The 24,648-nt window shown below is 71.7% G+C and carries 19 protein-coding genes; 6 read left to right on the forward strand and 13 right to left on the reverse strand.

The genetic code is table 11. The features are described 5' to 3' along the window. Nucleotides 1–54: 54 nt before the first annotated feature. Genes WMF19_RS26200 through WMF19_RS26220 form a run of 5 tightly spaced genes read right to left on the reverse strand, consistent with a single transcriptional unit; the run spans nucleotide 55 to nucleotide 3,402 of the window. The gene (locus WMF19_RS26200) at nucleotides 55–429 is read right to left on the reverse strand and encodes a hypothetical protein (protein WP_272093476.1); all 375 of its coding nucleotides are present in this window, start codon (nucleotides 427–429) and stop codon (nucleotides 55–57) included. 52 nt (nucleotides 430–481) lie between these two features. Beyond that, nucleotides 482–1,054: a hypothetical protein gene (locus WMF19_RS26205; RefSeq protein WP_437892838.1), complete on the reverse strand. Its 573-nt coding sequence runs from the start codon at nucleotides 1,052–1,054 to the stop codon at nucleotides 482–484. Further along, the gene (locus WMF19_RS26210; RefSeq protein ID WP_437322614.1) at nucleotides 1,026–1,829 is read right to left on the reverse strand and encodes a ParA family protein; all 804 of its coding nucleotides are present in this window, start codon (nucleotides 1,827–1,829) and stop codon (nucleotides 1,026–1,028) included. Before WMF19_RS26210 ends, WMF19_RS26205 begins: the two co-directional genes overlap by 29 nt. Further along, nucleotides 1,826–2,701 carry a DUF4388 domain-containing protein gene (locus tag WMF19_RS26215; protein WP_437892841.1) on the reverse strand — a complete coding sequence of 292 codons (876 nt, stop codon included), beginning with the start codon at nucleotides 2,699–2,701 and terminating at the stop codon, nucleotides 1,826–1,828. Before WMF19_RS26215 ends, WMF19_RS26210 begins: the two co-directional genes overlap by 4 nt. Then, nucleotides 2,701–3,402 (reverse strand): TRP-like protein, encoded by a 702-nt coding sequence (locus WMF19_RS26220; RefSeq protein ID WP_437892843.1) that lies wholly within the window; start codon nucleotides 3,400–3,402, stop codon nucleotides 2,701–2,703. The genes WMF19_RS26215 and WMF19_RS26220 overlap by 1 nt, the downstream gene beginning before the upstream one ends. Before the next feature lie 746 nt (nucleotides 3,403–4,148). On the opposite strand from WMF19_RS26220, the gene WMF19_RS26225 reads away from it, so the two are divergent. Then, nucleotides 4,149–4,922 (forward strand): hypothetical protein, encoded by a 774-nt coding sequence (locus WMF19_RS26225; RefSeq protein ID WP_437892845.1) that lies wholly within the window; start codon nucleotides 4,149–4,151, stop codon nucleotides 4,920–4,922. A gap of 383 nt (nucleotides 4,923–5,305) precedes the next feature. Further along, nucleotides 5,306–6,799: an RCC1 domain-containing protein gene (locus tag WMF19_RS26230; RefSeq protein ID WP_437892847.1), complete on the forward strand. Its 1,494-nt coding sequence runs from the start codon at nucleotides 5,306–5,308 to the stop codon at nucleotides 6,797–6,799. 221 nt (nucleotides 6,800–7,020) lie between these two features. Here WMF19_RS26230 and WMF19_RS26235 read toward each other — a convergent pair whose 3' ends face one another. The 3 genes from WMF19_RS26235 to WMF19_RS26245 form a co-directional block, all read right to left on the reverse strand. Further along, nucleotides 7,021–7,611 carry a Uma2 family endonuclease gene (locus WMF19_RS26235; RefSeq protein ID WP_437892849.1) on the reverse strand — a complete coding sequence of 197 codons (591 nt, stop codon included), beginning with the start codon at nucleotides 7,609–7,611 and terminating at the stop codon, nucleotides 7,021–7,023. Between the two features lie 235 nt (nucleotides 7,612–7,846). Further along, the gene (locus tag WMF19_RS26240) at nucleotides 7,847–8,245 is read right to left on the reverse strand and encodes a hypothetical protein (protein WP_437892851.1); all 399 of its coding nucleotides are present in this window, start codon (nucleotides 8,243–8,245) and stop codon (nucleotides 7,847–7,849) included. A 439-nt stretch (nucleotides 8,246–8,684) separates the two neighbouring features. Then, nucleotides 8,685–9,203, reverse strand: coding sequence for a MarR family winged helix-turn-helix transcriptional regulator (locus tag WMF19_RS26245; RefSeq protein ID WP_437322622.1), 519 nt, complete (start codon nucleotides 9,201–9,203; stop codon nucleotides 8,685–8,687). Between the two features lie 44 nt (nucleotides 9,204–9,247). On the opposite strand from WMF19_RS26245, the gene WMF19_RS26250 reads away from it, so the two are divergent. Then, on the forward strand, nucleotides 9,248–10,753 hold the full coding sequence (locus WMF19_RS26250; RefSeq protein ID WP_437892854.1) for an FAD-dependent oxidoreductase: 1,506 nt from the start codon (nucleotides 9,248–9,250) through the stop codon (nucleotides 10,751–10,753). Nucleotides 10,754–10,796: 43 nt separating this feature from the next. On the opposite strand, the gene WMF19_RS26255 is transcribed toward WMF19_RS26250, so the two are convergent. Further along, on the reverse strand, nucleotides 10,797–11,699 hold the full coding sequence (locus WMF19_RS26255) for a hypothetical protein (protein WP_437892856.1): 903 nt from the start codon (nucleotides 11,697–11,699) through the stop codon (nucleotides 10,797–10,799). Between the two features lie 145 nt (nucleotides 11,700–11,844). Beyond that, nucleotides 11,845–12,510 (reverse strand): hypothetical protein, encoded by a 666-nt coding sequence (locus WMF19_RS26260; RefSeq protein WP_437892858.1) that lies wholly within the window; start codon nucleotides 12,508–12,510, stop codon nucleotides 11,845–11,847. A gap of 364 nt (nucleotides 12,511–12,874) precedes the next feature. Here WMF19_RS26260 and WMF19_RS26265 point away from each other — a divergent pair, with 364 nt between their 5' ends. After that, entirely contained in the window at nucleotides 12,875–13,603 is a 729-nt protein-coding gene (locus WMF19_RS26265) for an SGNH/GDSL hydrolase family protein (RefSeq protein WP_437892860.1), read from the forward strand. A 12-nt stretch (nucleotides 13,604–13,615) separates the two neighbouring features. Here WMF19_RS26265 and WMF19_RS26270 read toward each other — a convergent pair whose 3' ends face one another. The 3 genes from WMF19_RS26270 to WMF19_RS26280 form a co-directional block, all read right to left on the reverse strand. Beyond that, a complete protein-coding gene (locus WMF19_RS26270) occupies nucleotides 13,616–15,328 on the reverse strand; it encodes an alpha/beta hydrolase family protein (RefSeq protein WP_437892862.1) in 1,713 nt (570 codons plus the stop codon). Nucleotides 15,329–15,826: 498 nt separating this feature from the next. Then, entirely contained in the window at nucleotides 15,827–16,513 is a 687-nt protein-coding gene (locus WMF19_RS26275) for a hypothetical protein (RefSeq protein WP_437322630.1), read from the reverse strand. Nucleotides 16,514–16,992: 479 nt separating this feature from the next. Next, nucleotides 16,993–18,492: a serine/threonine-protein kinase gene (locus WMF19_RS26280; RefSeq protein WP_437892864.1), complete on the reverse strand. Its 1,500-nt coding sequence runs from the start codon at nucleotides 18,490–18,492 to the stop codon at nucleotides 16,993–16,995. A gap of 29 nt (nucleotides 18,493–18,521) precedes the next feature. Between WMF19_RS26280 and WMF19_RS26285 the strand changes: the two genes are divergently transcribed. Both WMF19_RS26285 and WMF19_RS26290 read left to right on the forward strand, forming a co-directional pair. Next, nucleotides 18,522–22,859 carry a protein kinase domain-containing protein gene (locus WMF19_RS26285; RefSeq protein ID WP_437892866.1) on the forward strand — a complete coding sequence of 1,446 codons (4,338 nt, stop codon included), beginning with the start codon at nucleotides 18,522–18,524 and terminating at the stop codon, nucleotides 22,857–22,859. A 43-nt stretch (nucleotides 22,860–22,902) separates the two neighbouring features. Continuing rightward, a complete protein-coding gene (locus WMF19_RS26290) occupies nucleotides 22,903–24,648 on the forward strand; it encodes a hypothetical protein (RefSeq protein WP_437892868.1) in 1,746 nt (581 codons plus the stop codon).

Genomic DNA, 24,648 nt, shown 5'->3' on the forward strand with positions numbered 1-24,648 from the left:
TGAACAGGCCGACCCAGACGTCGCGCGGTGGTGGTGATCGGGCGGCCGAGCAGCTCAGCGCTCGCTCGCGTGCGCGATGGTCTCGATCATGCGTGGGATGGCCACGGAGATGAGGATCCCCAGGTTCGCCCGCTTGTTGTCCACCAGCATGCCCTGGAGCAGATTCCCGTGGTTGAGCACCACCACGGTGTGGTTGCCCGCCATGTCGAGCAGGTAATACCGCCCTAACGGAGGGAAGTTCGAGTCGCGCAGCGAGCTGTCCAGCTCCTCGGTGATGCGGGTGAAGAGGGCCACCGCCACCGGTTGCTGGTTGAAGCCGGCGAGCGACAGGCCCGCCGAACGTTCCCAGATGTCGGTGGCCAGCAGCCCGTCGCGGAGGATGTTGCGGAGATCATGGACTGCGGCCTCGAGGACTTTGGTATCGATCATCGTGCTTCCGTCGCTCCTGGGCGCGCGCGCCCGCATTGAAAACCCGGATGTACTACAGCCCGCGCAAGGTCGTCGCGAGCGCCTCCTTCAGCTGCTCGAACGACCGCGTGGAGAGAGCCTCGTCGCCCACGGTGCCGAGGCAGAAGCCGCCGCGCGCCGTGCGCGCCTCGACCCAGGACATCATCTGCGCGCCCAGCCAGAGCGCGCCCGCCGTGGCGTCGACGCCGGGGATGCTGCGGACGCCGACCAGCGCCGAGAGCAGCGGCCCCACGAGGGACACGTGCGCCTCGGAGATGCCGTGCGCCGCCAGCGTGAGGCCGTTGTCGTCGGCCACGAAGGCGCCCACGCACGCGTGGTGATCGAGCGTCCAGGCGACGAGCGCGTCGAGCCGATCGGCCGGGTTGTCGGAGGTCTGAACGAGGCGCGGCACCTCCTTCACCTCCTTGGGCACGTCCTTGGGCGCGGCCTTCGCCGGGACGGGCGCCGCCTTCACCGGCGCGCCGGCGCGCGGTGCCCCCATGGCGCTCACGAGCGCCGCGGGCTCTCGCGACCGCGTCGCGCTCACCCGCGCGAGGAGCGAGCTCACCCGCTGCGCGTCAGTCCACGAGACGGATCGGACCGTCATCCTCGCCTCCTGCGTTGGAGCCCAGGCGCTCCTCGATCTCGGCCACCAGCTTGTCGAACACCGCCGAGACCGCGGGCGCGCGGCGGCTCAGCAGGCCGAGCGGCACGCCCGCGCGGCTCGCCTGGAGGAACGTGCTGTCGCGCGGGACCGCGGTGTCGAAGACCTGATCGCGGTAGAGGGACCACAGCTCCTCCAGCGAGGCCAGCATCACCGGCTCGCGGAACGAGCTCATGGTGCCGACCACGCCGAGGAGGGAGCAGGCGGAGCCGATGTCGCGGAGCCGCGCCAGGAGCTCGAGCAACCGGGGCATGGCCCGCAGCGCGAGCGGCTCGCACTGCGCGACGGCGATGACGCTGTCCACCTCCTCCAGCGTGAGGCGCGACATCCCGCCGAGCCCGGCCGGCGTGTCGAAGAGGACGAGGTCGAAGTCGCGCTGGCTCTGCTCCAGGATGCGCCCCACGATGTTCGCCTCGCGCGCGTTGATGGCGAAGCGATCCTCATCGAGCGCGTCGACGGGGCCCATGGGCAAAAGACAGAGCTCCGGGAGCCGGGTCTTCACCAGACCCTCGAGCGGGGGGCCGCCGCGCGCGAGGCTCGCGGCCAGGCCGGGGCGGTCGCTGACGCCGTCGAGCGACATGCCGATGGCGCCCTGCAGATCCGTGTCGACGAGCAGGGTCCGCGCGCCGCGGCGCGCGAAGGCGAAGGCGCAGTTGAGCGCCACGGTGGTCTTTCCGACTCCGCCCTTGAGGCTGGCGAATGCGATGGATCGGGTCATCTTGGGTATCCGAGCTTGCGTAGCTGTTCCAGGTTAGCGCGCACGAGGCTGGATGCGGGGTCGAGCGTCGAGAGGTCGATGAGGACGCAGGCCGCCTCGCTGTAGCTGCGTTCCATCAAGAGGCGCCGCGCGTCGGCGTTGAGCTGCTTGATGCGGGCCGCGCGCTGCTCCGGCGAGATGAGCGCGATCTCGATCCGCCTCGACGAGATCGGCGGCGGCGCCTCCACGCTACCTTCGTCGATCCGGCGCAACGAGTCGAGCACCAGCTCCGCCAGATCCTTGAAGATGGTGCGCTCCTTCGTCGAGCCGACGGCGGGGGTGACGCGCACCCGCATCTCAGGGCGGATGAGCCGCGCGAACGCCTCCTCGCCCACGCCGAGGCCGTCGAACGCCGTCCACACCTGGCCGCGCCGCACCTCGATCAGACCCACGTCGGCGCTGGCGTTGCTGACCACGAGGACGTGCGACTCGCCGGACATGCAGATCATCTGCAAGAAGTCGACGGGCACGAAGTTCATCCCGATCGGCGCCGACTGGGCGCCCGCGGCGTGCGCCATGAGGATGAGCGTCTCCTCGGCGATGGGCCACGTCACCCGCGTGGTGCCCACCGCTCCCGGGACCTCCACGCCATCGTTGACGGCGAGCACCAGCCGCGCCGTGCGGCGGAGGAGCTGCGCGACGGCGTCCTCCGGCCCACCCGGGAGCGACGGCGCGTAGATGATCAGCTCCGCGCTCTGCACGCCGTCGAGGGCTTGATCGAGCTCCTCCCAGGTCGCGGCGCCGAGGGCGCTCACCGGCGCCTGCCCGGCGATGACGCGGATGCACCGCATGCGCTCGCGCAGATCGGGAACAGCGACCACGACGATGGCCATCAGCCTCCGGTGTCGCGCCGCACTCGGCGCAGCATGACCGACGACGCCGTATCGCCCGGGCGCATGCGCGCGCACGCCTCGAACGCCTCGACCGCAGCGTCGTAGCGGCGCTGGACGAACGCGGCGGTGCCGCGGGCGAACGCCTCGCGGTAGAGCCGATCCTCCTCGGTCTCGTAAACCCGTGGCGTGAACGGCGCGCTCGCGGGGGGAGTCGGCGCGCTCGCGGGGGGAGCCTCCGGCGATCGCCGCTCCAGGCCGCGCTCCGGCATGGTCGGCGGCCCCGGATCGGCGCCGGCCTCGGACGGCAGCGTGTCCAGCTGCGGCCGGAAGGAGACCGACGGCCGGTCGCTGAACGGCGACGCCACCTCCCTCCCCGTGTAGAGGCCGACCAGCACCTGCAGCGTACGGAGCCGCCCGAGCGGGCACATTTGAATGATGTCGTCGAAGGTCGAGGAGCCGTCGATGTACCGCGCCACCAAGAGCGCGTCGGGCGAGCGACCCGCCGACACCGGGATGGGCCCCGCCACCTGATCGAGGCCGCCGAGCCGCTTGGCGTAGGCGCCGGCGAGGAACTCTTTGATCCGCTCGATGCTCGCCTGCAGCTCGCGATCGCCGGGCGACTCCGCGCGCGCCCGATACAGCACCGCCAGCGCCTCCTCGTAGCGCTTCTCACGGACCAGCCGCACAATCTCCGCCCGCATGGGCGCGCTCTTCGGAACCGCGCGGCTCTCGGGCTCCACCATCAGCGCTGAGTCGAGTTGGTCTTTCACGGCACAATGGCAAGTTACATGCCTCGACCGCCGGCATTCAAGCTGTTTGGCTGCACCTTCGCGCCGGCCGTCCCCGGTCAGCGCCGTCGGTACCGGCTCGCCATCGTGACCGGCTCGCCATCGTTCAGGTACGCGTGTGTGGGACCAGCCAGCCCCCCACCAGAACATTGGGGGCTGCGGCATGGGTCCAATGAAGGCCGGGGAGACGTGGGACGAGGCAATGACAGCCGCCCGCTACCGCATTCGGTCCATTGAGTCACCGCGCGCTCTCGGGCGCCCCGAAGGATCAATCGTCAGCCAATCGATGACGTCGCAAGCCGTATCGCACCCCAACGCCGGTTCGCCCACCGGCCGCCGTTTCAAATTTGAATGGTGATCCAAAGATAGTGGGTGCAACTTACGCCGGGCGTGCGCTACAGTGGATGCACCGGCTGGACGCACCCCGCAGCGTTGCAGAAACGTCTGAGGTGGTTGGTGGAAAATTCCAATAACTAAGCTCGGAATGCAGCGCGAGGGGGATGCGCAGGATTTCAACCGAGGTGAGGTCCAGCAGCAGCGTGCATGCTCGGTGCGCCGTGATCTTGTCTTGAGGCCTCTCGAGGCGCTCACGGCGCTTGGTTCACGTAAACAGAGGGATTGTTCAACCAACTGACACGCAGCCGAAAAGGAGATCGCTCATGCGGCAGGTCTTGCGGCACATCTTCGAGAAGAAGCAGGCATACGCTCGTCTACCCCTGTTCGAGCGCATGCGAGACGAACGGCTCGATCCGAGCGAGCGGCTCGCCTTCTATCCATGCATGGCGTACTTCATCCTGAGCTTCGGTGATCTGAACAAATTCGTACTACGGGAGGAGCACCCGGCGGACGATTACCAAGAGATGGTCAACGCCCACACGCGCGAGGACGACCATCACTGGCCCTGGTACCTGGAGGATCTGTCAAAGCTCGGCTACGACGTCGAGGGCCGGGCCACGGACCTGCTGCACTTCCTCTGGGGCGAGGAGACGATACAGAATCGGGTCCTCACCGCGCGGCTCACCGCGCTCATCAAGGGCACGACGGGCCTCGAGCGGCTCGTCATCATCGAGGCGATCGAGGAGACCGGCAACGTGCTCTTCGGTGCGATGCTCCCCCTGGCGGAGGCCCTGGAGAAGCGCCTCGGCACGCAGCTGCGCTACTGCGGCTCGTTCCATTTCGAGCGCGAGTCGGGCCACGCCGTGAACGCCGACCACGCCGAGCTCGCGCGCATCCCGCTCGACGCGGAGACGCGCGCGCGGTACATCGCGCTCGCGGACGAGGTGTTCACGATATTCGAGCCGTGGACCCACGAGCTCTTGGCCTATGCCCTCGCGCACCCCGCGGGCGCCACCGTGGCCGACCCCGAAACGGACGGCGTGAGCCAGGTGATGACCCGGTCGTCGGTGCTCACCGCGAGAAGCAACGCCGCGTGAAGCACCGCGGTTGAAGCCTCTCCAGTCGCGGTTGCACCGCCCCCTCCGCGGCCCCCCTCCCTCCGTGCTTGCCACGCGCCGCGCGCGCTGCGCAAGATGCTCGAGCCAATCTTGCACCGATGGTGATCGCCGTTGAAACGGCGAGGGAGCGCACTTACGGGCAGCTGCCGCTCGCACAGCTGTTGCAGCTGCCCCTGATGCCCGGAGCCGTGCCGCTCGCCGGCGCCCGCAGGCTCTGCTGAGATCACCCACGCTCGATAGGTGCGCGCCGAAGCGCCCCTGAGGCCTCAGGGAAAGCGGGGACATCGATGATCGGGCCTCAACTGGACTTCTTGTCTCCCGTGCGGTAAGGGTGTGCAAAAAGACGCCAGGAGTGTAACCGAATGCTTGAGATGAAGAGGAACCCCCACACGCGACCGAACTTCTGCTCCTTTCTCGTCGTCGCCGCCACCCTCGCTGCGGGGGCAGGATGCGCCGCTCCCGAGCGGCATTTCTCGGACAGCGGCGCGGGTGGCGGAACGGGGGGCGGTCCGAGCGATGCACAGGGCGGCGGGGGTGATGGCGCGTCCGGCGGGGGCGGCGGGGACGCCTCCGGCGGGGGCGGCGGGGGCGCGTCCGGCGGTGGGACGTCCGGCAGCGTGGGCGGGGGCGGCGGGGGTGATCCTGGATGCCAGATCCCAGCAGACAGCCCCACGCTCGCCGACGCCATCATGGTGGCTGCGGGCGGCAGCCATACGTGCGCGATCCGGCATGACGGCTCTCTCACCTGCTGGGGGGACAACTCGTTCGGCCAGCTGGGTGTTCCGCAGGCGATGGCGGTCTCCTCGAGCACGCCGGTGAGAGTGCAGTTTCCCGCGTCGCTCGGCACGGCGACGATCACGCAGATCGCGTTGACCGAGCAGGCGACCTTCGCCATCGACAGCCAGCTCCGACTCTGGGCCTGGGGAAACAACGAGACCGGCATCCTCGCGAATGGCTCCAAGGACGCGATGGCCCACGACGCCCCGGCGATCGTCAATGACGGTACGGCCCCGTTGCTCGTGCGCAAGATCGCGCCCGAGTGGTACTCGGCGTGCGCGCTCACCTCGACCAGCAGCATTTACTGCTGGGGGGCCAACCTGTTCTCGAGCCTCGGACCGGAGGCGACCGGTGAGGAGAGCCTCGTCCCGGTGAAAGCGTTCAACTTCACCGCGACGGCCGGTCCGAGGGCCATCCTCGCGCGGGGCATCGGCTCGATAGGCAGCTGCTTCTCGACCGGGGCCGCGGAAGACGGGCTGCGTTGCTGGGGCGCGATGGGCGGCGGATATATCCTCACGAACACCCCGGCCGGCTCCGAGGGCGGCGCGAACTACAGCGCGCACACGCCGCTCATCGCGGCGGGAGCGACGCTGCCCTTCTCCGAGATCTCCTACGGCACGAACTTCGGCTGTGCGCGCGATGACGTGGGAGGCCTCTTCTGCTGGGGGACGAACAACAGCTCAGGTCAGCACGGCGCCGAGGCTCCCCCGGCCGGGACGGCGGCTGCGATCCCTGGTGTCTGGGGTCCGATGTCCACCGGCTACGTCTTCGTCTGCGCGATCGACGACCAAAGGCAGCTCCGCTGCCGTGGCAGCAACGACCAAGGGCAGCTCGGTCGCAGCACGCCGACGAGGGCCGATAACACGCGGATGGAACCCGTCGTGCACGGCGACGGCTCGGCGCTCGCCAAGGTCGTCGCGGTGAGCGCCGGCTTCTTCCACACGTGCGCGATCGTCGAGGGGGCGTGCGGCCCCACGGGCCCTGGCCAGGTCCTGTGCTGGGGCAAAGGCACCCTGGGTCAGCTCGGCGACGGCGCCGCGACGAGCTCCGCGGTCCCCGTCGAGGTGAAGGCGCCCTGAGCGCGACGCCCCCGGCGGTGTGCGAGTACTCACGTTCGACGATTATCGGGACATCGACATCGAGCTCGCTTGGCAAACCGACGCGGCGACTTTCCGATGATCTCCGCCTTCGAGGCCGCGGCAGGGGTGCCGGTGGCGCCGCCGGCAGCGGCGCGGGGGCGGCGCTGGCGCGTCAGGGCGGGCGGGGCCGTCGAGGAACTCTGGCGCGCCGTCCAGGAACTCTAGCGCGCCCAGAGGACGGAGAGATCGAGCTCGATCGCCTCGAAGGGTTCGACGCGGACGCGAGCGGCGTCGCGGTGGACGACGGCGGGCCCCCAACCCCGACCCGAGGCGAGCGAGAAGACCTCCAACGTCCGCGCGATCGGGTCGACAAGCCACGCGTGCCGCACGCCCTCGCGCGCGTAGATCGGCATCTTCTCGTCGCGGTCCACGTCCTCGGTCGAAGGGCTCAGCACCTCGCACACCCAATCCGGGGCGAGCGGGAAGAACGCCGTCGTGGGCAGCTCGGGCATGCGTTCTCGACGCCAGCCAGCGATGTCCGGTACGACCGCCTCCACCTCGCCCGGCTGCGCTGGGTCCGGGAAGCGCAGCTCGGGCTCGTCCAGGATCCACGAGCCGCCAGGACCACCCTTCCCTGCATCGAACGGACCGCCGAGCTCGATGCCGAGGCGGGACGATGCGCGGGCATGAGGCGGCGCCGGCCTGGGGAACACGTGCAAGGTGCCCGCGATGAGCTCCGCCACCTTGTTCGGCGGGACGGCTTCGAGGTCGGCGTACGTCGCGCGGCGCTGCTTGGCGGCGGGCTGGCCCATGGCGGAAGCCTGCCCGGGGACGCGCGGCGCGGCAAGGCGGCGACGAGCAGCGGTCCGGCGGCGCGCCGGCCGGGGCGAAGCTGGAGCAGGGTGAGCGAGAGGGCCTGCTCGAGTTTGAAGAAGCGTGCCCTGGACAAGCATCGCAATATGGCCGGGCAGACATTCCAGCTCATCGACGAGGCGCACGCAGCGGTTCGGGAGCAGCCGCGATAGCCGCCCTGGCGCAGCGCACCTGTCAGCAGAGATATGCGTAGAAATTCCCGAGGGCGCGAAGCGGCTCGACCACTTCCTGCTTGCCGCCCGCCAGAGCCGATTGCCTCCAGCGAATCGCTCTGTCGAGAATGGCTGCAATCCTCCGCTCGAGCTCGGGATCCCTCATGAGCGGCGCCCAGAGACGCATGCCTGCGCCGTCGACACCTGCGCCACCGTAGGCGACCCAGCTGGCGGGATTCTCCCGCCTGAACTGGAGCAGAAACCCGTGAGCCGAGCCGTCAGAGAATTCCAGGCTATTGATCGTGCCTGATCGCCAGGTGACCAGGTCAACCATGTCGAGCCCGCTCATCACGGTCGAGCGCCAGGTCGCTCCCAGGTCACTCGAGCTCCTGACGGCCTCGGGCACGAGCCCGTCACCCACGTCGAGCTCCACCGACGGCAGCACCCCCACGAAAGCCCAGGTGCCGAACAGTGCGCCGCGACGGTGGGAGCCTCGCAGGAGCCCCCCACAGTCGCAACGAATCGTCCACCGCCCATCGTCCAACCGCACCGGCTTACCGAGGAGCGATGCCAGCGGCAGGCCACAAGCGTCGCACGCCGTGGGAGGTCGCCAACCGTGGACCCCCTTGCGCGCACCGAACGGAAGCCGCGAGAAGCAGTTGTCGCAAAGGCTCATGCCTTCCAGCTGGATGCTTCCCGCTGTAAACGGGCACTCGATGTGCGCATTGTGCAAGGCGGTGGCTGTCACGCGTTCCAGGTGCCCACTCCTTTACCGAACCTGGTCACCGGGCTTGGGGCCAGGAAATCGACCCCACAGCCTGCGAGCACCACGACGGCGCCGCAGGAGGCCTGCCACCACCTCAGGTCTTGTCCGTTCCGCTTGACGGATCCATCAAGTCGTCCACGAACCGGCGCATCAGGCGCACCAGGTCGCTGAAGTCCTCCTCACTCCACTTGGCGAGGATAGGGGCCGCGATCCTCTGACGGGCGGCGTCCAAGGCGTCCGTCATCTGCCGCCCCTTGTCGGTGATCACCGCCTCATGGATGCGACGATCGGCCGGGCTCGGTCGACGTTCGATCAGCCCCAGGCTCTCGAGCTTTGCGACCTGACGGCTGACGGTCGTGTAATCCCGCCCGGCTCGGTCCGAAAGGTCGACCACGCCGATCGGCCCGAAGCGCTCGATCCCCACCAGCAGCGGAAAGAGGGCTCGATCCAGGGAGATGCCTGCCTCCGCGAGCAGCGCCTGATCGCGCTGCGGCTGATTCATGAGCGCGGTCAGATCGACCATGGCTCCGTGGAGCTCGCGGAGCTTCTTTTTCACAATTCGTGTATTTTGCACAAATTCCCTTGACGCTTCGGGAGGCGCGACTATATGCATAGTACACATATCCGAGACGCAGTCCAACAAAAACGGAGGTCTCAGTGGAGTCTAATTTTTCGACGGATGTCCTGATCGTCGGCGCAGGTGCTGCTGGGTTGACCCTCGCCATCGAGCTCGCCCGTCGGGGCGTCGCGTTCCGGCTCATCGACAGCCTGGACGGGCCATTTCCCGGCTCGCGGGGCAAAGGGATCCAGCCGCGCAGCCAGGAGGTGTTCGAGGATCTGGGCATCCTCGACCGCGTCGTCGCCATCGGCGGCCTGTACCCACCCCCGCGGGAGTACCGCGATGACGGAGGCTACGAGGAGTCGCAGATCATGGATCCTCAGGACCCGACGCCTGGCGAGCCCTATCGCCTGGCGCTCCTTGTGCCTCAATTCCTGACCGAAGCCGCGATGCGCGAGCGTCTGGCGGAGCTCGGAAAGTACCCGGAGTTCGGCCGCGAGCTGAAGAGCTTCGAGCAGGATGGCGAGGGCGTCGGCGCCCGCATCGCCGGCCCGACGGGCGAGGAGACCGTCCGCGTCCGCTATCTCGTCGGAGCGGACGGCGGCCGCAGCGTCGTACGGCACGCGCTCGCGATCGGCTTTCCCGGCAAGACGATGGGGGTGCGCGCGGTCGTCGCCGATGTCGTCCTGGATGGGCTCAGCAGGGCCGCCTGGCATCGCTTCAACCATGGGTCGATGGAAAAGCAGATGTCGCTGTGCCCGCTCGCCGGCACCGACATGTTCCAGTTGCAGGCGCCGATCCCGCTGGAGGGCGATGTGGATCTCTCCGCGGAAGGCCTCACAGCGATGGTCACGGGCCGCACGGGCCGAGGCGACATCGTGATCCGCTCGGTCTCCTGGGCCTCCGCCTACACCATGAACGCGCGCCTCGCCGACCGCTACCGGGACGGGCGCGTCTTCCTTACCGGCGATGCCGCGCATATCCACCCGCCGACGGGTGGGCAGGGACTCAATACGAGCGTGCAGGATGCCTACAACCTCGGCTGGAAGCTCGCCGCCGTCCTGGCAGGTGCGCCGGAGGCGCTGCTCGCGACCTACGAGGAGGAGCGGCGGCCGATCGCCGCGGAGGTGCTCGGCCTGTCGACGAAGCTCCTGGAGGCGGCCAAGCGAGGCGACATGCGCCGCGGTCGCGAGGTGCATCAGCTCGATCTCGGATATCCGGAATCGTCGCTGGCCATGGAAAAGCCGAAACGCGGCGGCGGCATCCTCGCGGGCAACCGAGCGCCGGACGCGCCCGTCCGCGGCGCGGCGGGGATGCCGACACGGCTCTTCAAGCTCTTCCAGGGTCCGCATTGGACCTTGCTGGGTTACGGCGTGGACCGGCTCTCGGCCGTCGAGCCGCGCCCCGGACTCCACATCCACGCCGTCGGGCCGCGCGGCGACATCGTCGATGAGGGCGGCCATCTCCGCGCTGCTTATGGCGTGTCGCTCGGCGACTGGGTGCTCGTCCGGCCGGACGGATACATCGGCGCCATCGTGTCGTCCGATCATGCACCGGCCCTGGAAGCCTACCTTGCCAGCGTCGGCCTCCCCTCACCAGGATGACACGTCGGGGCCGTTCACCGAGCCAGCGGCGCGGCCCCCCGCGTCAGGGGAGACGGAACATCGACCAGGGCACCTGGACGCCGGTACCACCGTTCTGGCCGATCAGGTTCGCGGTCTCCGTTCCGGGGTCCAGCGTGATCGACGAGATGTAGCGATCCCCCGTGACCATCACCGGGCCCTTGACCAGGTTGTTCTGCGCGTCGTACCCGGTCACGCCGAAGAAGCTCTCGTTCTCGACGTCCGAGTACACCCAGAAGGTGAGCTCCCCGCAGCGCACGATCGGGCACGGCGTGGTGAGGCAGGTGATCTTCCAGCCCGCGGGCGGCGTGGGCAACTCGTCTGTCGCGCTCGCGACGCTGGGAACGCATACGGCGCATTCCACGCTCCCGTCCGCGCCGGAGCAGTCGTGGTCCAGCGCGCAGGCGTTTCCGCACGCCCCGCAGTCCTTGGCCGTGTCCAGCGACGCGCAGTAGGCGGGCTGCCCGCCGCTGGCGGGGCACTTCGTCTGCTGCGGTTCGCAGACGACGTCACAGGTGCCCTCGGCGCACACCTGCGACGTCGCGCACGCGTTGTCGCAGGTGCCGCAATGCTCAGGATCGGTCGCGAGGTCCGTGCAGATCGTCGTGCCTCCCTGGGAGCACGCGTCCGGGTTCGTCGGCGGGCACACACACGCGCTCTCCGAGCACGTCTGGTCATCGCCGCACTTCATCCCACACTCTCCGCAGTTGTTCACGTCGCTCGTCGTGTCGGCGCAGTAGGTGCTCTCGACCGGCGGACACGCCGTCGGCTGCGACATGGGACAGCTGAGGCTCCCTCCGGTGGAAGAAGACTGAGCGCTCGTCCCGCCGCCGCTTCCGCCGTCGCCGTCGTCGCCGCACGCTCCGAGGACCACCGCCGTCAGCACGATCGAAGCACCCATCACGAGGCCATTCCGGCATGTACGCATCACGGCACACCTCCCGTTATCGGATCAAGCTACAACGGGTGCTCGCCACACCACAAGACGGCCGGCCGCCAGGACCCCGGCGGGCTCGTTGCCTGACGGCCACCTCACGTGATCGAGCAACGCCTCGCCGTCTCCGAGCTCCTCCCTACCCGAGGAGCGGCTGGAACACGTCGGGCAGCACGCCTCGCTCCGCGGCGCCGCGGAGCGCGTCGCGGCAAGCGGCGCACGCCGGCGCGTGCTCGCGGTAGCTCGGCGTGAGGCCATCCGTGCGGAAGATGCCGGCAGCGGCGGCCTCCGTGTCCGGGTGGACGTGGAGCTGGACGGGCACGCCGAGCGCGTAGAGGGGCGCGCCGTCGCCCCGCAGCACGTAGAGCGAATAGGGCGTGTCATCGCGCGTGCGCCACCTGTCGATGGAGAAGAGATACGGCGCCTCGCCCGCGGCGCCGGCGTGTGGGCGAAGAAAGCACAGGTCGCCCGCGTACGAGACGAGCTCGTCGAGGTCCGTCGCCACCGCGACGGGGATCGGGTGCTCCAGCCATCGCTCGAGCGCGAGCCACACGGCCCCGAGGACCGCCGGATCGGCCGCGGCGTCCTCGTCCACCACGAACGCGCGGTCCGCGGCGCTCGCCTCGGAGGGGCCGCGCACGCCATAGGCCGACGCCAGCGCCGAGAGCGCGATCTCGGCGTCGAGCGGCGCGCCGCCTCGCTCCTCGTCGCACGCCGCCGCGAAGGCCGCGGAGTCGATCTGGGTCGCGAGCCCCGCGCGGCGCAGGCTCGCGAGCGCTTCCTGGGCGCGGAGAGGGGTCGTCATGTGCTCATGTCCTCCAGCCAAGTCCTCCGTCGAATACCGCCGCGGGATCGCGGCGCATCCCCGAGGCACCCTCGTTCGACGATGCACGATCCCGCCGTGGAAGGATACTCCCGCGCCGGCACGGGTCCGCTCAGGGCTGCAGCGCTCTGCTGTGGATCTCGCGGACGCTGAGCTTCCCCTCGACCGTGTCGAACCGGAGCTCGCTCCCCCTCATCACCTGCTGAGCCGGAGCTCGGACCGGTGGCGCGCTGTGAATCAACGGATCGTCCACGTCACCATGCCCCTTGACTGAGCCCTTGGTCAGCCCGCGAGGAGCGATTCGAAGGATATCTAGCCGGGCAATGAAGCGATGCTATCCTTCTTGATGCGCTCTCTCCGCCCGCTCCCCCTGCCGGTTCTGCTCCTGTTCGGTGGGATTCTCCTGCTCGCCTTGACTCTCCTCGGCAGCTCTTCACGGAGCGCTCCCACCGGTGTCAGCGAGGATGCCGCACCCACGGGCGGGCTCGCGGAGATCCGCTATCTGGCGCTCGGCGACTCCTTCACGGCAGGGACCGGGAACCAGCCGGGCGACGCGTTCCCCTCGCGTCTCGCCGAGCTCTGGCGCGCGCAGGGCCGCCGGGTAACCCTCAAGAACGTCGCGGTCAACGGCTACACCACGGAAGACGTGCAAGAGCGGGAGATCCCGGAGGTGGCACCATTTCGCCCCACGTTGGTGACGCTCGCCGTGGGCGCCAACGACTACGTGCGTGGCTGGAGCGCGGACGTCTACCGATCGCGCGTGCGGGTGCTCCTCCGAGCGATCATCGACGCCGGCGTCGGGCCGAATCGGATCGTGGCGCTCCCGCAGCCCGACTGGTCGCTCTCTCCGGCCGCCGCTTCGTTCGGAGATCCGCGGCAGATCGGCGCGGATATCGTCGCCTTCAACACCGTCCTGCGCGACGAGGCACGAGCCTCCGGCGCGCGCTACGTGGACCTGTATCCGCTCATGCACAGGCAGGCGGAGGCGCAGATGCTCGCCGGCGACGGCCTGCACCCCTCGGCGCGCTCGCACGCCGAGTGGGCGGAGGCGCTCTATGAACAGATAGAACCCTGAGGTTCCGGGCCGCTACTTCTTCTCGCTCTTCTCGTGGTTCACCAGGTCGATGAGCTGCCGCGCGACGGTCTCCTCCACCCGGATCGGCACGACCCCGAAGCTCGCTGCCACCGCGTCCTGCTCGAACAAGAAGCGCCGCAGCACCTCGCTCGGATACTCCTCGAGCGGCAGCGCGAACGCGCCGTACGGCTTGCCGTCGAGCGCCAGCGCGTGGTGCGCCCGCGCGTCGACGCCGCCGAAGCTGTGGCACTTGACGCACCCTTGTTCGCCGATCATCGCCTCGCGCAGTCCGCCGGGGAGCGAGCGCAACGGCGCGAGCGGATCGCTCGCTACCCAGTGAAAGCTCGCCGCATCGAGCCCGAATGCCGCGTAGGTCTTGTTCCCCAGGTCCGCGGGCAGCGGCGCCCGGAAGTGCAGGAACGCGCCGAGCGGCCGGATCATCATGGGCATTGGCTCCTCGCCCTTGATCCACGAGTAGGCGCGCTTCAGCCGGTAGAAGTCGACGATGCGGTAGAGATTGTCCTCATCGTCGAGCCCGACCACGATGACCGCCTGCGCCTTCTTCAGCACCTCGCGCGAGAAGTACTGTTGCTCGCCCCGAAGGTTCGAGACCACCAGCCAGTCCCCTTCGCCCACCTCGGACTTCGGCCGCCCGTCCAGGTAGGCGAGCAGATCGATGGCCTGATACGTCTTGCCGGGCAAGGGGTAGCGCTCGAGCCCCCCCTTGCCGAGGAGGCCGCTTATCGTCTCCCGCAGCGCGGCGTCGACCGGGTAGGTGGTGATGGCCCGGGGATCCTTGCGGAGCGCCGACAGGTCGAACGGCGGCCGTGCGCCCCAGCGGCGGAGCACGCCGAAGGGGTTGTCGATGGAGAGGTCCTTCAGGCCCGAGGCGACGAAGGGGAACACCAGATCGCCGACCATGTCTCCCCGTCCGCCCCAGTGCACGATGCTGTGCGCATCGCGCCTCGGGACGACGAAGCAGTCGACGTCGGGCGCGCCCGCGTTCTGGAGCGCGCGCGCGAAGGGGCGAGCGAGGCGCGCCCAGCCGATGTCGTCCTCCCCGCCGAACAGCATCAAGAACGGCGGCGCATCGGCCCGCGCGTACGTGATGGGCGAGGACTCCCTGCGATCTTCGACCGAGCCCGCGAAGAACGCCGCGTCGGGGTGCCCCTCGAGCGCCGCCTCGCCGAGGTCGTAGGTCCCACGCAACAGGATGACCCCATCGACGCGCTTGGGATCCATGCCGGCCCCCTCGAGGAGCCGCCCATCGAGCGCGAGCATGGACGCCATCCACGCCCCGAGGCCGCGACCGGCGAGGACCAGGCGCGTCGGGTTGCGCGCGTCGGTCACCTCTCGCAAGACCCGGGCGACGTCCGCCGCGCTCGCGCGCAGCGTGTAGCCCTGGTGGATGTTGAACGAGACGGCCGCGGCGGCGACCCCGTTTCGTTGTAGGGAATCGCCGACGTTCGCAGCGAAGGCGAGTCGCTCGTCGGGCTGCGAGGGCTCGTTCCCCTGCAAGAGAACGACCAGCGGGCCGCGCTTGCTCGCGCGCGGCGGCGCGTAGAGATCGACGCTGACGTTCGGCCCATCAGGCCCGGGCCGCTGCATCCAGGCATACGTCACCGTGGCGACGGAGCGGGATCCAGCGCCTGCGCGCCGCTTGAGGAGCTGCGTGCCGAGGACGATGAGCGCCGCGAGGAGCCCGACGCCCACCCATGGTCGCATTCGACCAACCCACTGTCCCATTCGACCAAGCCACTCTCGCGTTCGAATACCCATCATCGGTCCGCTCTGGTGCTCGACGTTGAGCCCGTCAAGCGCCAGTGTCGCTGGTCGCCTCCCGGCGACACAGAGATGACCAGCGTGAAAGAACGCGACTTCGAGAGGGGACAGTCCTACGAGTCAGGCATCAACCGCGTGCTCCAGGAGCCCTTCAACCATCTCTCGTGACTACGGTCGACCGCAAGCGCGGTATCGTCCATGACGACGACACGTCGGTCAAGGCGGCGATCATGAATGTCGCCGGCTGCGCCGCCTTCGACGGAACCCCGGGGCCCTCGTGAAATACCCTGGGGATGAAGGCTGCGATGGTCGCGCCACGCCGTCGTCAACGGGTGTTCCCTCAGCCTCCTGGAACGCCGCGGGCGGAAGGGCGCGCGGCGGCGATCGGGATCAGCCGGTGGAGAGGCCCCGGTGCGACTCGCCGCGACAGCGCTGGCCCCCTCAGGGCTGCAGCGCTCTGCAGTGAATCTCCAGGACCCGGATCTTCCCCTCGACGGTGTCGTACCTGAGATCCAGCCCCGTCAGCACCTGCTGGGCCGGGCAGCTCAGGGTCACGTTGTTCCCGGCATACCCGATCGCATAGCTCGTGTGGGAGGACGAGGCGAGGTCGAGGGCCGTATTGGCCGCGTTCCTGGGAGCGTAGTTGATGCGGACGTCCTTCACATAGGTGCTGGCGCCGTCCACCTTGAGCTGCAGACCCGTGGGGTAGTTGGCGACCGGGATGGCGGTGCCGAGCGCGCCGGCGCGGAAGCCGCCCGGCCACGAGAAGATGGTCTCCGGGTCGATCGCGCCGGTCCGCGGGAGGTTTGGCAGCAGGAGGTCGAACTCCCGGCACACGCCGGACATCCTGGCGATGAACTCGTCAGGCTCGGTGAGGGGCTCCTGGAACGCGCTGAGGTCGGTCAACATGAACCCAGCGCCATCATCGAGGTGGCAGTGAATGTACTCCCAGGCCGAGAGGTTGGCGTTCAGGCCCGAGTCCCAGCGCACGTTGACCGCGGCGTTGCTGACGGTCCAGGTCTCCGAGAGGGACGGGGCGTCCTCCATGAGCTCAGGGTCGGCCGCCTCGACGGCGCAGCCGGCGGCGAACAGGGCGACGAGGGGGAACGCAGAGCGAACGATGCGCATGACGAGATCTCCTCAGCTCTCTTGAGCTGTCTTGTTGTCGAACCGGAGGCAGCCAGCCGCGCAGCCCGCCTGGAGCGGCGCGGCCGCGGCGGCGCCTCGCGGCGGAGCCCCATCGCAAGCGCCTTGCCAGCGCGCGGCGCCGGCGGCCTCGCGGCGCCCGCCGAGGGCCATTCCCACCGATCGCCTGGGAGCGACGCGCAGGCGACGCGCTCCTCGCGGCCGTCGCCATGCTGGCGGCAGGACGGCTCCGCGCCGCGCAGGCGGCCTGCCTGCCACAGCGGCTGTCCCCTGTCACATCGCCCTGTGGCACCCCTGTGGCAGGGGGTGGTGGTCAACTTTGCCCGAGAAAGATCACAGGGAGACGGGGGGGACAGGGAGATTTACTAAGATTTTTCTCCCTGCCTCCCGTCTCCCTGTTCAAATTTGACCAGCACCTGGCAGGGGCCGTGTCAGCGCGCGCCCGTATCAGGCCGCGGCGCTCACGGCGCCACCCGGCGCAGCGCACCGCCCTCGCCCCGGAGCGGCGCACGCTCGCTTTCCCCCTCCCCCTCCCCGCCCTCCCCGCCCTCCCCGGCGAGCCCCTCGGCGAACGCGCCGGTCACGAACACGCCCGCCCCGGTCGCGGCGGGCGCCCAGCCGCGCAGCGCCTCGGGCTCGGCCGCGTGCAGCGCGAGGCGCGGGAGGACCTCGGGGCTCGCGCCGGCCCGCGCGCCGAGCTCCGCCCAGAGCTCGAGGGCCCAGCCGAGCGCCCGCTCCGGCGCGCGATCGTACGGCGCGGGCAGCGCCGCCAGCAGCGCGTCGGCGCTCTCGACCACGAGCGTCGCCCCGAGCCGGACGAGCGCCGCGCGCGCCGCCTGCACCAGGCGCTCCACGTCGGCGAGCGCCTCGTCGTCGGCGTCGTCCGGCGCCGAGAGCCGGGCCTCGACGAGCAGCGCGGCGCATGGCCCCTCGGGCGCGCGTTGCCCCTGCCCGCACGCGCCCGCGAGGCGAGCGTCGGCCGGCGAGCGCGCCGCGGGCGCCGCGCTCTTTCGGCCCGGCGCGCCGACCGCCCGGCGCAGGGCGGCGAGCAGCTCGGGCACGCCCGCGTACCGGTCCGCCGGCTCCTTGGCGAGGCAGCGGCGCACCACCGCGTCGAACGCCGCCGACACGGGCGCGCGGTCGCTCGGGCAGGGCGGCGGCGAACGCAGGTGCATCTCCTCGGTCTCGACCGCATCGGCGCCCTGGAACGGCAGCTCCCCCGTCACGAGCTGGTAGGCGAGCAGGCCCACCGCGTAGATGTCCGTGCGCGCGTCCACCGCGCCGCCGAGGATCTGCTCCGGGGCCATCGTGAGCGGCGTGCCGACGATCAGGCTGCTGCTGTTGCCGCCGCGCGCGCGATCGACGTCGCGCGGGCGGAGGAGCTTGGCGATGCCGAAGTCGACGAGCTTCACGCCCGGCGCGCCGGGCCCGCGCTCACCAGGGCAGACCATGACGTTCTGGGCCTTCACGTCGCGGTGCACGACGCCGATCGCGTGCGCGGCGGCGAGCGCGCCGCCGACCTCCTCGAGCAGGGCGGCCGCCTCGGACGGCGAGAAGGCGCCTCGCGCGCGCAGCTCGGCCGCGAGGCTCCGGCCCTCGACCCACTCCATCGCGATGTATGGCCGGCCGTCGTCCAGGGCGCCCACGCCGCGGACCTCGACGATCGCCGGGTGCCTGAGCCGCGCGAGCACCTCCGCCTCCCGCTGGAAGCGCCGGAGGATCGCCGGCAGGAGCGACAGACCGCGGCGGAGGACCTTCAGGGCGACCGGCGCGCCGCCCCCGACCGGGACGGCGCGGTGCACGACGCCGAAGCCGCCCCCGAGCCGCACGTCGTCGAGCACGTAACCACCGACCACCGCGCCGGCGGGGAGCGCGTCGCCGGCGGCGCTCGCCTCGAGCTCCAGCGGTCGGCCCGAGATGACGGCTGTCTCGTCCTGGTTGAGCTCGGCAGGCGGCCGCATGGCACCCTACCCCAGTATACTCGCGCCCCATGCGCTGCTCCGAGTGCCATCGCCGCCTCCCAGGGCGGGCCGGCGCCGCGTGCCCGGCGCACCCCCTGGCCCCATGGTCGGTGACGAGCGCCGACGAGCGCGAGCACGAGGCGCTCGAGCGGGATCCGTCGCCGCCGGTGCCCAAGCTCCGCATCGAAGGGTTCCGTATCGAGCGGCTGCTCGGGCAAGGGGGGTTCGCGCGCGTCTACGCGGCGACGCGCGAGGGCGACGGCCGCGCCGTGGCGCTCAAGGTGGCGCGCCGGCAGGACGACGGCCGGATCGCGCGCGAGGCGGCGGCGCTCGCCCGCCTCGATCCGCCGCTGGTCCCCGCGCTGCTCGGCCGCGGGCGCTCGGGAGAGCTCGGCCCGTTCCTCGTGCTGGAGCGGCTCGAGGGCTGCTCGCTCGCGCGGCTCCTCGCGGACCTGCCGGGCGCCGGCGCGATGCCGATCGCGCAGGCGTCGGCGATCGTGCGCGCGCTCTCGACCGCGCTGGACGCGGTGCACGACGGCGGGCTTGTGCACCGCGATCTCAAGCCCGAGAACGTGTGGCTGCGGCCGGGCGGGGACGTCGCGCTGATCGACTTCGGCCTGGCGACGCGGGCGCGCGCCGACGGCGCCGCGCCCGCGGCGCTCGGCCCCGAGCTGACGCGCACCGGGGCGGTCCTTGGGACGGCGGCGTACATGGCGCCGGAGCAGTGCCTCGGCGCGCGCGCCGTCGACGCGCGCGCCGACATCTACGCGCTCGGCGCGATGATCTTCGAGCTGCTCACCGGGCGGCCACCGTTCGTCGGCGAGGCGGCCGAGGTGCGGCAGGCCCACGTGGCGCGCCGCCCCGACCCGCCCTCGTCGCTCGCGCCGCTGCCGGAGGGCGCCGACGAGGCCGTCCTCCGCTGCCTCGCGAAGGATCCAGAGGCCCGCCCGGCCCGCGCGAGCGACGTGGCGCGCGCGCTCGCGGCGTCGCTCGAAGCGCGCGTCGCCCCGTCCTGGGAGCGCGCGGCTTGCTCCGGCGCGCCCGCGGGCCGATCCGACACGTCCCAAGGCCAATCCGACATCGCCAAAGGCCGATCCGACACGTCCCAAGGCCAATCCGACATCGCCAAAGGCCGATCCGACACGTCCCAAGGCCAATCCGACATCGCCAAAGGCCGATCCGACACGTCCCAAGGCCAATCCGACATCGCCAAAGGCCGATTCGACGCGCCCAGACGCCGATCCGACGCGTCCTCAGGTCGATCCGACACGTCCCAAGGCCGATCCGACATCCCCGAGGGCCGATCGGACATCGCCGAAGGCCGATCCGACGCGCCCGCTCCCATACCCGGCCTGCGCCGGGCGGTGGCGCTGCTCGCCCTGCGCACGCGGGAGCGCGCGGACGCGCTCGTCGACATCGCCCGCGCCGAAGGCGGCATCCTGGCGCGCTTTCGCGGGGAGCGCATGGTGCTCGCCTTCCCCGCCGCCGAAGCGCCAGGCGACGGCGTGCGCGCGGCGGCGCGGGTCGCCCGGCGCCTCGCCGAGGCCGGCGCAGCGGAGCCGCCCCTCGCGGTCCACCTGGCTCCGCTCCGGGTGCGCGCGGGCACGCACGGCGTCACGCTCGCGGGCGCCGCGCTAGAGAACGCGGAGGCCTGGGGGGCCGGCCCGGGCGACGCGGACGCCTTGCCGCCGGCGATCCTCACGGCCGAAGCGCGGCGCGCGCTCGCCGACAGCCCGCACGTTACCCCGCCCCCTCCGCGCGATGTGGCCCCCGAGCCGCGCAACGCGCCCCCCGACGAGCCCGGCGAGACCTCCCTGCGCGGCCGCGATGCGGCGCTCTCCGCAGCCCTCGCCGCCGCGCAGGAGGCGCTCGCCTGTGGAGGGCCGGCGCTCGTCACGGCGCTCGGGGCGGAAGGGCACGGCAAGAGCCGGTTCCTCGCCGCGCTCGCGGCGGCGCTCCACGCCGGCGGCGCGGCCGTGCACGCCGCCGCGGCGCTCCGGCCAGAGGCGGCCGAGCACGGCGCGACGTTCGTCGCGCTCCTGCGCGCGGCCCTGGATCTGCCGGCCAGCGGCGAGCGCGACGCGAGCGCCCGGGAGGCGCTCGTCCAGCGGCTCGGCGCGACGGAGGCCGCGCGCGCCTGGCCAGCCGTCGGGCTCGCCCTTGGGCAGCTCGCCCCAGCAGACCCGGCCGCCGCGCCGCTCCTGGAGGCGCCGGGCGCGCGCCGCCACGCCGAGGCCCGCGCGCTCGCGGCCGCCCTCGCGGCCGCCGCGCCGATCGCGCTGCTGCTCGACGACGCCGACCGCGCCGACGCGTCCGCGCTCGACGCGATCGAGCTCGCCACGGCCGAGGGCAGCGCGGCGGGCCTCGCGATCGTGCTCGCCGCGCGGCCCTCGATCGCGTCGCTCCGTCCGGGGCTCGGGGAGCGCGCCGCCCGCCGGGTGACCCTCGACCTCGGCCCGCTCGACGCCGAGGCCGCGGGCGCGCTGCTCCAGGATCACCTCCGCCCCGTCGAGTTCGTCCCCCGCGCCGTGCTCGATCGCCTCCACGCGCTGGCGCGCGGCGTCCCGCGCGACCTGGTGGAGGTGGCGTGCGCGCTGCGCGTCGGCGGCGCGATCCAGCGCGCCCGGGGCGGCGAGGGCTGGACGCTCGCTCCGGACGAGCTGCTCTCCCTGTCGGCCGCGCCGCTCGGCGAGCGCCTCGCCGCGCGCGCGCTCGCGGCCCTGCCGCCGCCGCTCGTGGACCTGCTCGAGCGCGCGGCGATCCTCGGCGACGACCTCTCCCCGGCCGAGATCGAGGCCGCCCTGCGCGCGCTGGATCGCGCCGCCGACGCGCCGCCGGCCGGCGCCGGCGCGCTGGACCCCGGCGTCGGCCTCGCGCGCCTCGCCCGGGCCGGCGTGCTCGTCGCGCTCTCGGCGTCGCCGCCGCGCTACGCCTTCCGGCACCCGCTCCTGCGCGAGGCCGTCGAGGCGCGCATCCCGCCCGCCCGCCGCCGCGCGCTGCACGCCGCCGTGCTCCAGGGCCTCCTCGGCGCGCCGCGCGCCGCCAGGGCGCGCGCCCGCATCGCGCGGCACGCGGCCGCCGCGGGAGACCTGGCCGCGGCGGCGGCGGCGCACGCCGAGCTCGCGGACGAGGCGCTCGCCCGGCACGACGTCGTCGAGGCCGAGCAGCGCTTCACCGCGGCCCTGCGCCTCGTCGGCCTCCTCGAGCGCGACGACCCCGAGGCCCGCGGCCGCGCGCTCGCGGGCCGAGGCCGGGCGCGCTACCGCCTGCAGCGCTTCGAGGAGTCGCTCGCCGATCTGCGCGCGGCCCGCGCGCTGGCCGAGGCCGCAGGCGACAGGGCCCGCGCGGCCGAGCTCCTCCTCGAGGAGGCGACAGCGCTCGACTGGCTCGAGGACTTCCCCGCCTCCGCGGCGATCGCGGCGCGCGCCGCCGAGCTGTGCGCCGGCCTCGGCGACGCGCGCCTCGACGCGCGCTGCCTGCTCGCGGGCGGCCGCTCGGACTGCCGCGACCAGCGCGTCGACGAGGGGATCCCCAAGCTGGAGCGGGCCGCCCGCGGCGCGCTCGCCGTCGGCGACCACGAGGCGCACGTCATCGCCCGGCTGGTGCTCGTCGCGTCGCTCTCGATGGCCCGCCGGCTCGACGAGGCCGAGCGCCACGCCGAGGCCGTCGTCGAGGCCTGCCTGCGCGCCAGCGACGTCTTCCACCTGTGCACCGCGTACATCAACCGCGTCTTCATGTGGGTGAAGCGGCGGGAGGAAGGGCGCGCTGTCGCGGACCAGCGGGAGGCCGTCCGCCTCGCCCGCGAGCTCGGCCACGCCCAGCTCGAGCGCTGGGCCACGCTGAACCTGGCGGAGCTGCGGTACTGGCTGGGCGCGCCCGACGAGGCCCTCCCGCTCGCGCGCCGCAGCCTCGAGCTCCAGCGGCGCTATTTCAACAAGCGCCCTTCGCCGGACGATGTCCTCCTCCTCGCCCGGATCCACATCGCCCGCGGCGAGCACGACGAGGCGGCCCGCCACCTGGCCGAGGCCCGCGCGAGCCTCCCCGAACCCAACCTCACCCCCTGCGCCCGGACGCTGGCACGCCTGGTGCAACAGGCGCTGGACGACCGGGCAGCCGGTCGGTTCGACGCTGCGGCATGGCGCGCGCTCGTGGAGGAGGCGCGGCATACCGCGATCCTTCATGAGCACGCCGAGGCGCTGCACAGCGCGGCCCTCTCGGCCCTCCGGGCGGGCGCCGCCGGCGAGGCGCTGGCGCTCGTGCGGGACGCAAGGGCGGACTCGGCGGGCTTCTGGGAGCAGCGGTTCGACGAGATCGAGCGCGCGCTCCTCCCGCCGGGCCTCTCGCCTGGATCGAGCGGCGAAGCGTGAACCGATGATCCGGCTCGCCAGGAAGAGAAAGGAACCTGACCGCGTGATGATCTACCGGATCCCTGGGCTGCTTGTGTTCTGTCTCGGGCTCTCTTGCGCCGGCGCGGGCTGCGCCGGCGTCGGCGTCGGCGACGACGCCTCGCCGCTCGACGGGCCGCCGCGCGCAGCGCCGGCGGGGAGCGGCAGCTCGTCGAGCGCGTCGGCCGCCGGGCCGGCCAGCGGCGGGTCGGCCAGCGGCGGGTCGGCCGGCACCAGCGCTGCGGTGGCGGCGTTCGCGGACGCGGTGCAGGGCGTCTGGGGCAACGGCCTCTCCGCCGAGGCGCTCACCCGCAACGCGCTGATCACGAACCCGCGTGCCAATCCCGTCATGGTGTCCGTCCCGCTCGCGACCGAGAGCTACGCGGACGCAGGCCCCTATCCCGTGCTCCAACGCCAGCTCCGCCACGAGCCCACGCGCGAGGTGATGGGCTATCTCGTCGCCTGCGCCCTCGAGGTGGGCCAGAGCGTGTCGTACACCGACACGTCGACAGGCGAGGAATTCACGTTCGACGGCAAGATCGGGATCTGCCCTGCCTGGGCCGCGGGCCCGGTGGGGGTGAAGTGCCAGCAGCTCGTCTCGGCGTGCATGCTCTCGCTCGTGAACGCCATGGGCCGCTCGATCACCGTCTCGATGCGGGGCCAGGCGTTCCCGGAGCACCGGCCGGGGCTCCTCACGCCGGCGCCCTCCGTCCGCGTGGTGACGAGCACGGAGGACGGGGACACCATTCCGAGCTTCAGGCGGTGCATGATCGATTCCCAGGGCGCGTCGCGCAGCTGTGGATGGACGGCCGAGCACGTGGGCTCCTGCACCCCGGGATCGACCGTGTTCATCGCGACCGGCGAGGCGCCCGTGACCGACTGCGCCGACGACGCAGCGAGCGCCGTCGGGCTGCCCGTCAGCGATACGGTGCTTCGCGTCTGCAGCGGTATCCGCGGCTGCGAGGCCGGCTCACCCGATCGAATCGACTCGAGCGAGGTGCGCTGCGGCGGGCGCGCCGAGCCCGCGCTCCGCTTCGTCTGCCCTTCCAGCGCCTACTTCAGCCTCATGAGCGGCCCGCGGACGAGCGGCCGCGCCGGCCTCCCCGCGCCGGCCGGGAGCGGCGCCGCGGCGCTCCAGAAGAACCGGCACTTCAGCGTGGGGAGCCGCCCGCGACCGAGCCCCCCGCCGCCGCCCGGCGCCATCTCCGTTGTCGAGGCGACGTTCCGCGCCGCTGTGTATCCGGCGGCGGAGGCCGACGTCTTCGGCTGGCGCGAGGGCGCGTTCTACGGGAATCTTTGGGGCAATGAGCCCCTCCATCCCCGTCTCAAGGTGGGGATGAACGAGGTGAAAGAGAACGGCGAATTCAACCCTGCTCCGACCCCCGAGGAGTTCTCCGGGCAGGCCATCTATCGGCACGCCTTCGCCTGCACGGGTGAATACTGGACCGATCACGCCGCGTACGTGGCGGAACGCCTCTGCGCCGGCGCCGAGGGCGAGATGGACTGCGTCGCGACCTCGGTCGGCGCCTGCGGCGAATCGTACGCTGTCACGAGCTGTCCGCCGCTCCACCAATGCTCCGTCGACGACGGGGGGCTCGTGGACGGCGACAGGGACTTCCAGCAGTGCGATGGAGGCGGGGGCACATGGCCCCACCCGATCACGGTGTTCCTCAACCACCCGTCGGATGTCGTCCGGAACTCTCCGTTCTCTCCGTTCGCGCCGTTGTTGCCCGGCGGCGTGTTGTCCGGCGACGCGGCGCTCTGTCCCTGA

The sequence above is a fragment of the Sorangium sp. So ce124 genome (genome assembly GCF_051525235.1).
In the GTDB taxonomy this organism is placed as follows: Bacteria; Myxococcota_A; Polyangia; order Polyangiales; family Polyangiaceae; genus Sorangium; species Sorangium atrum.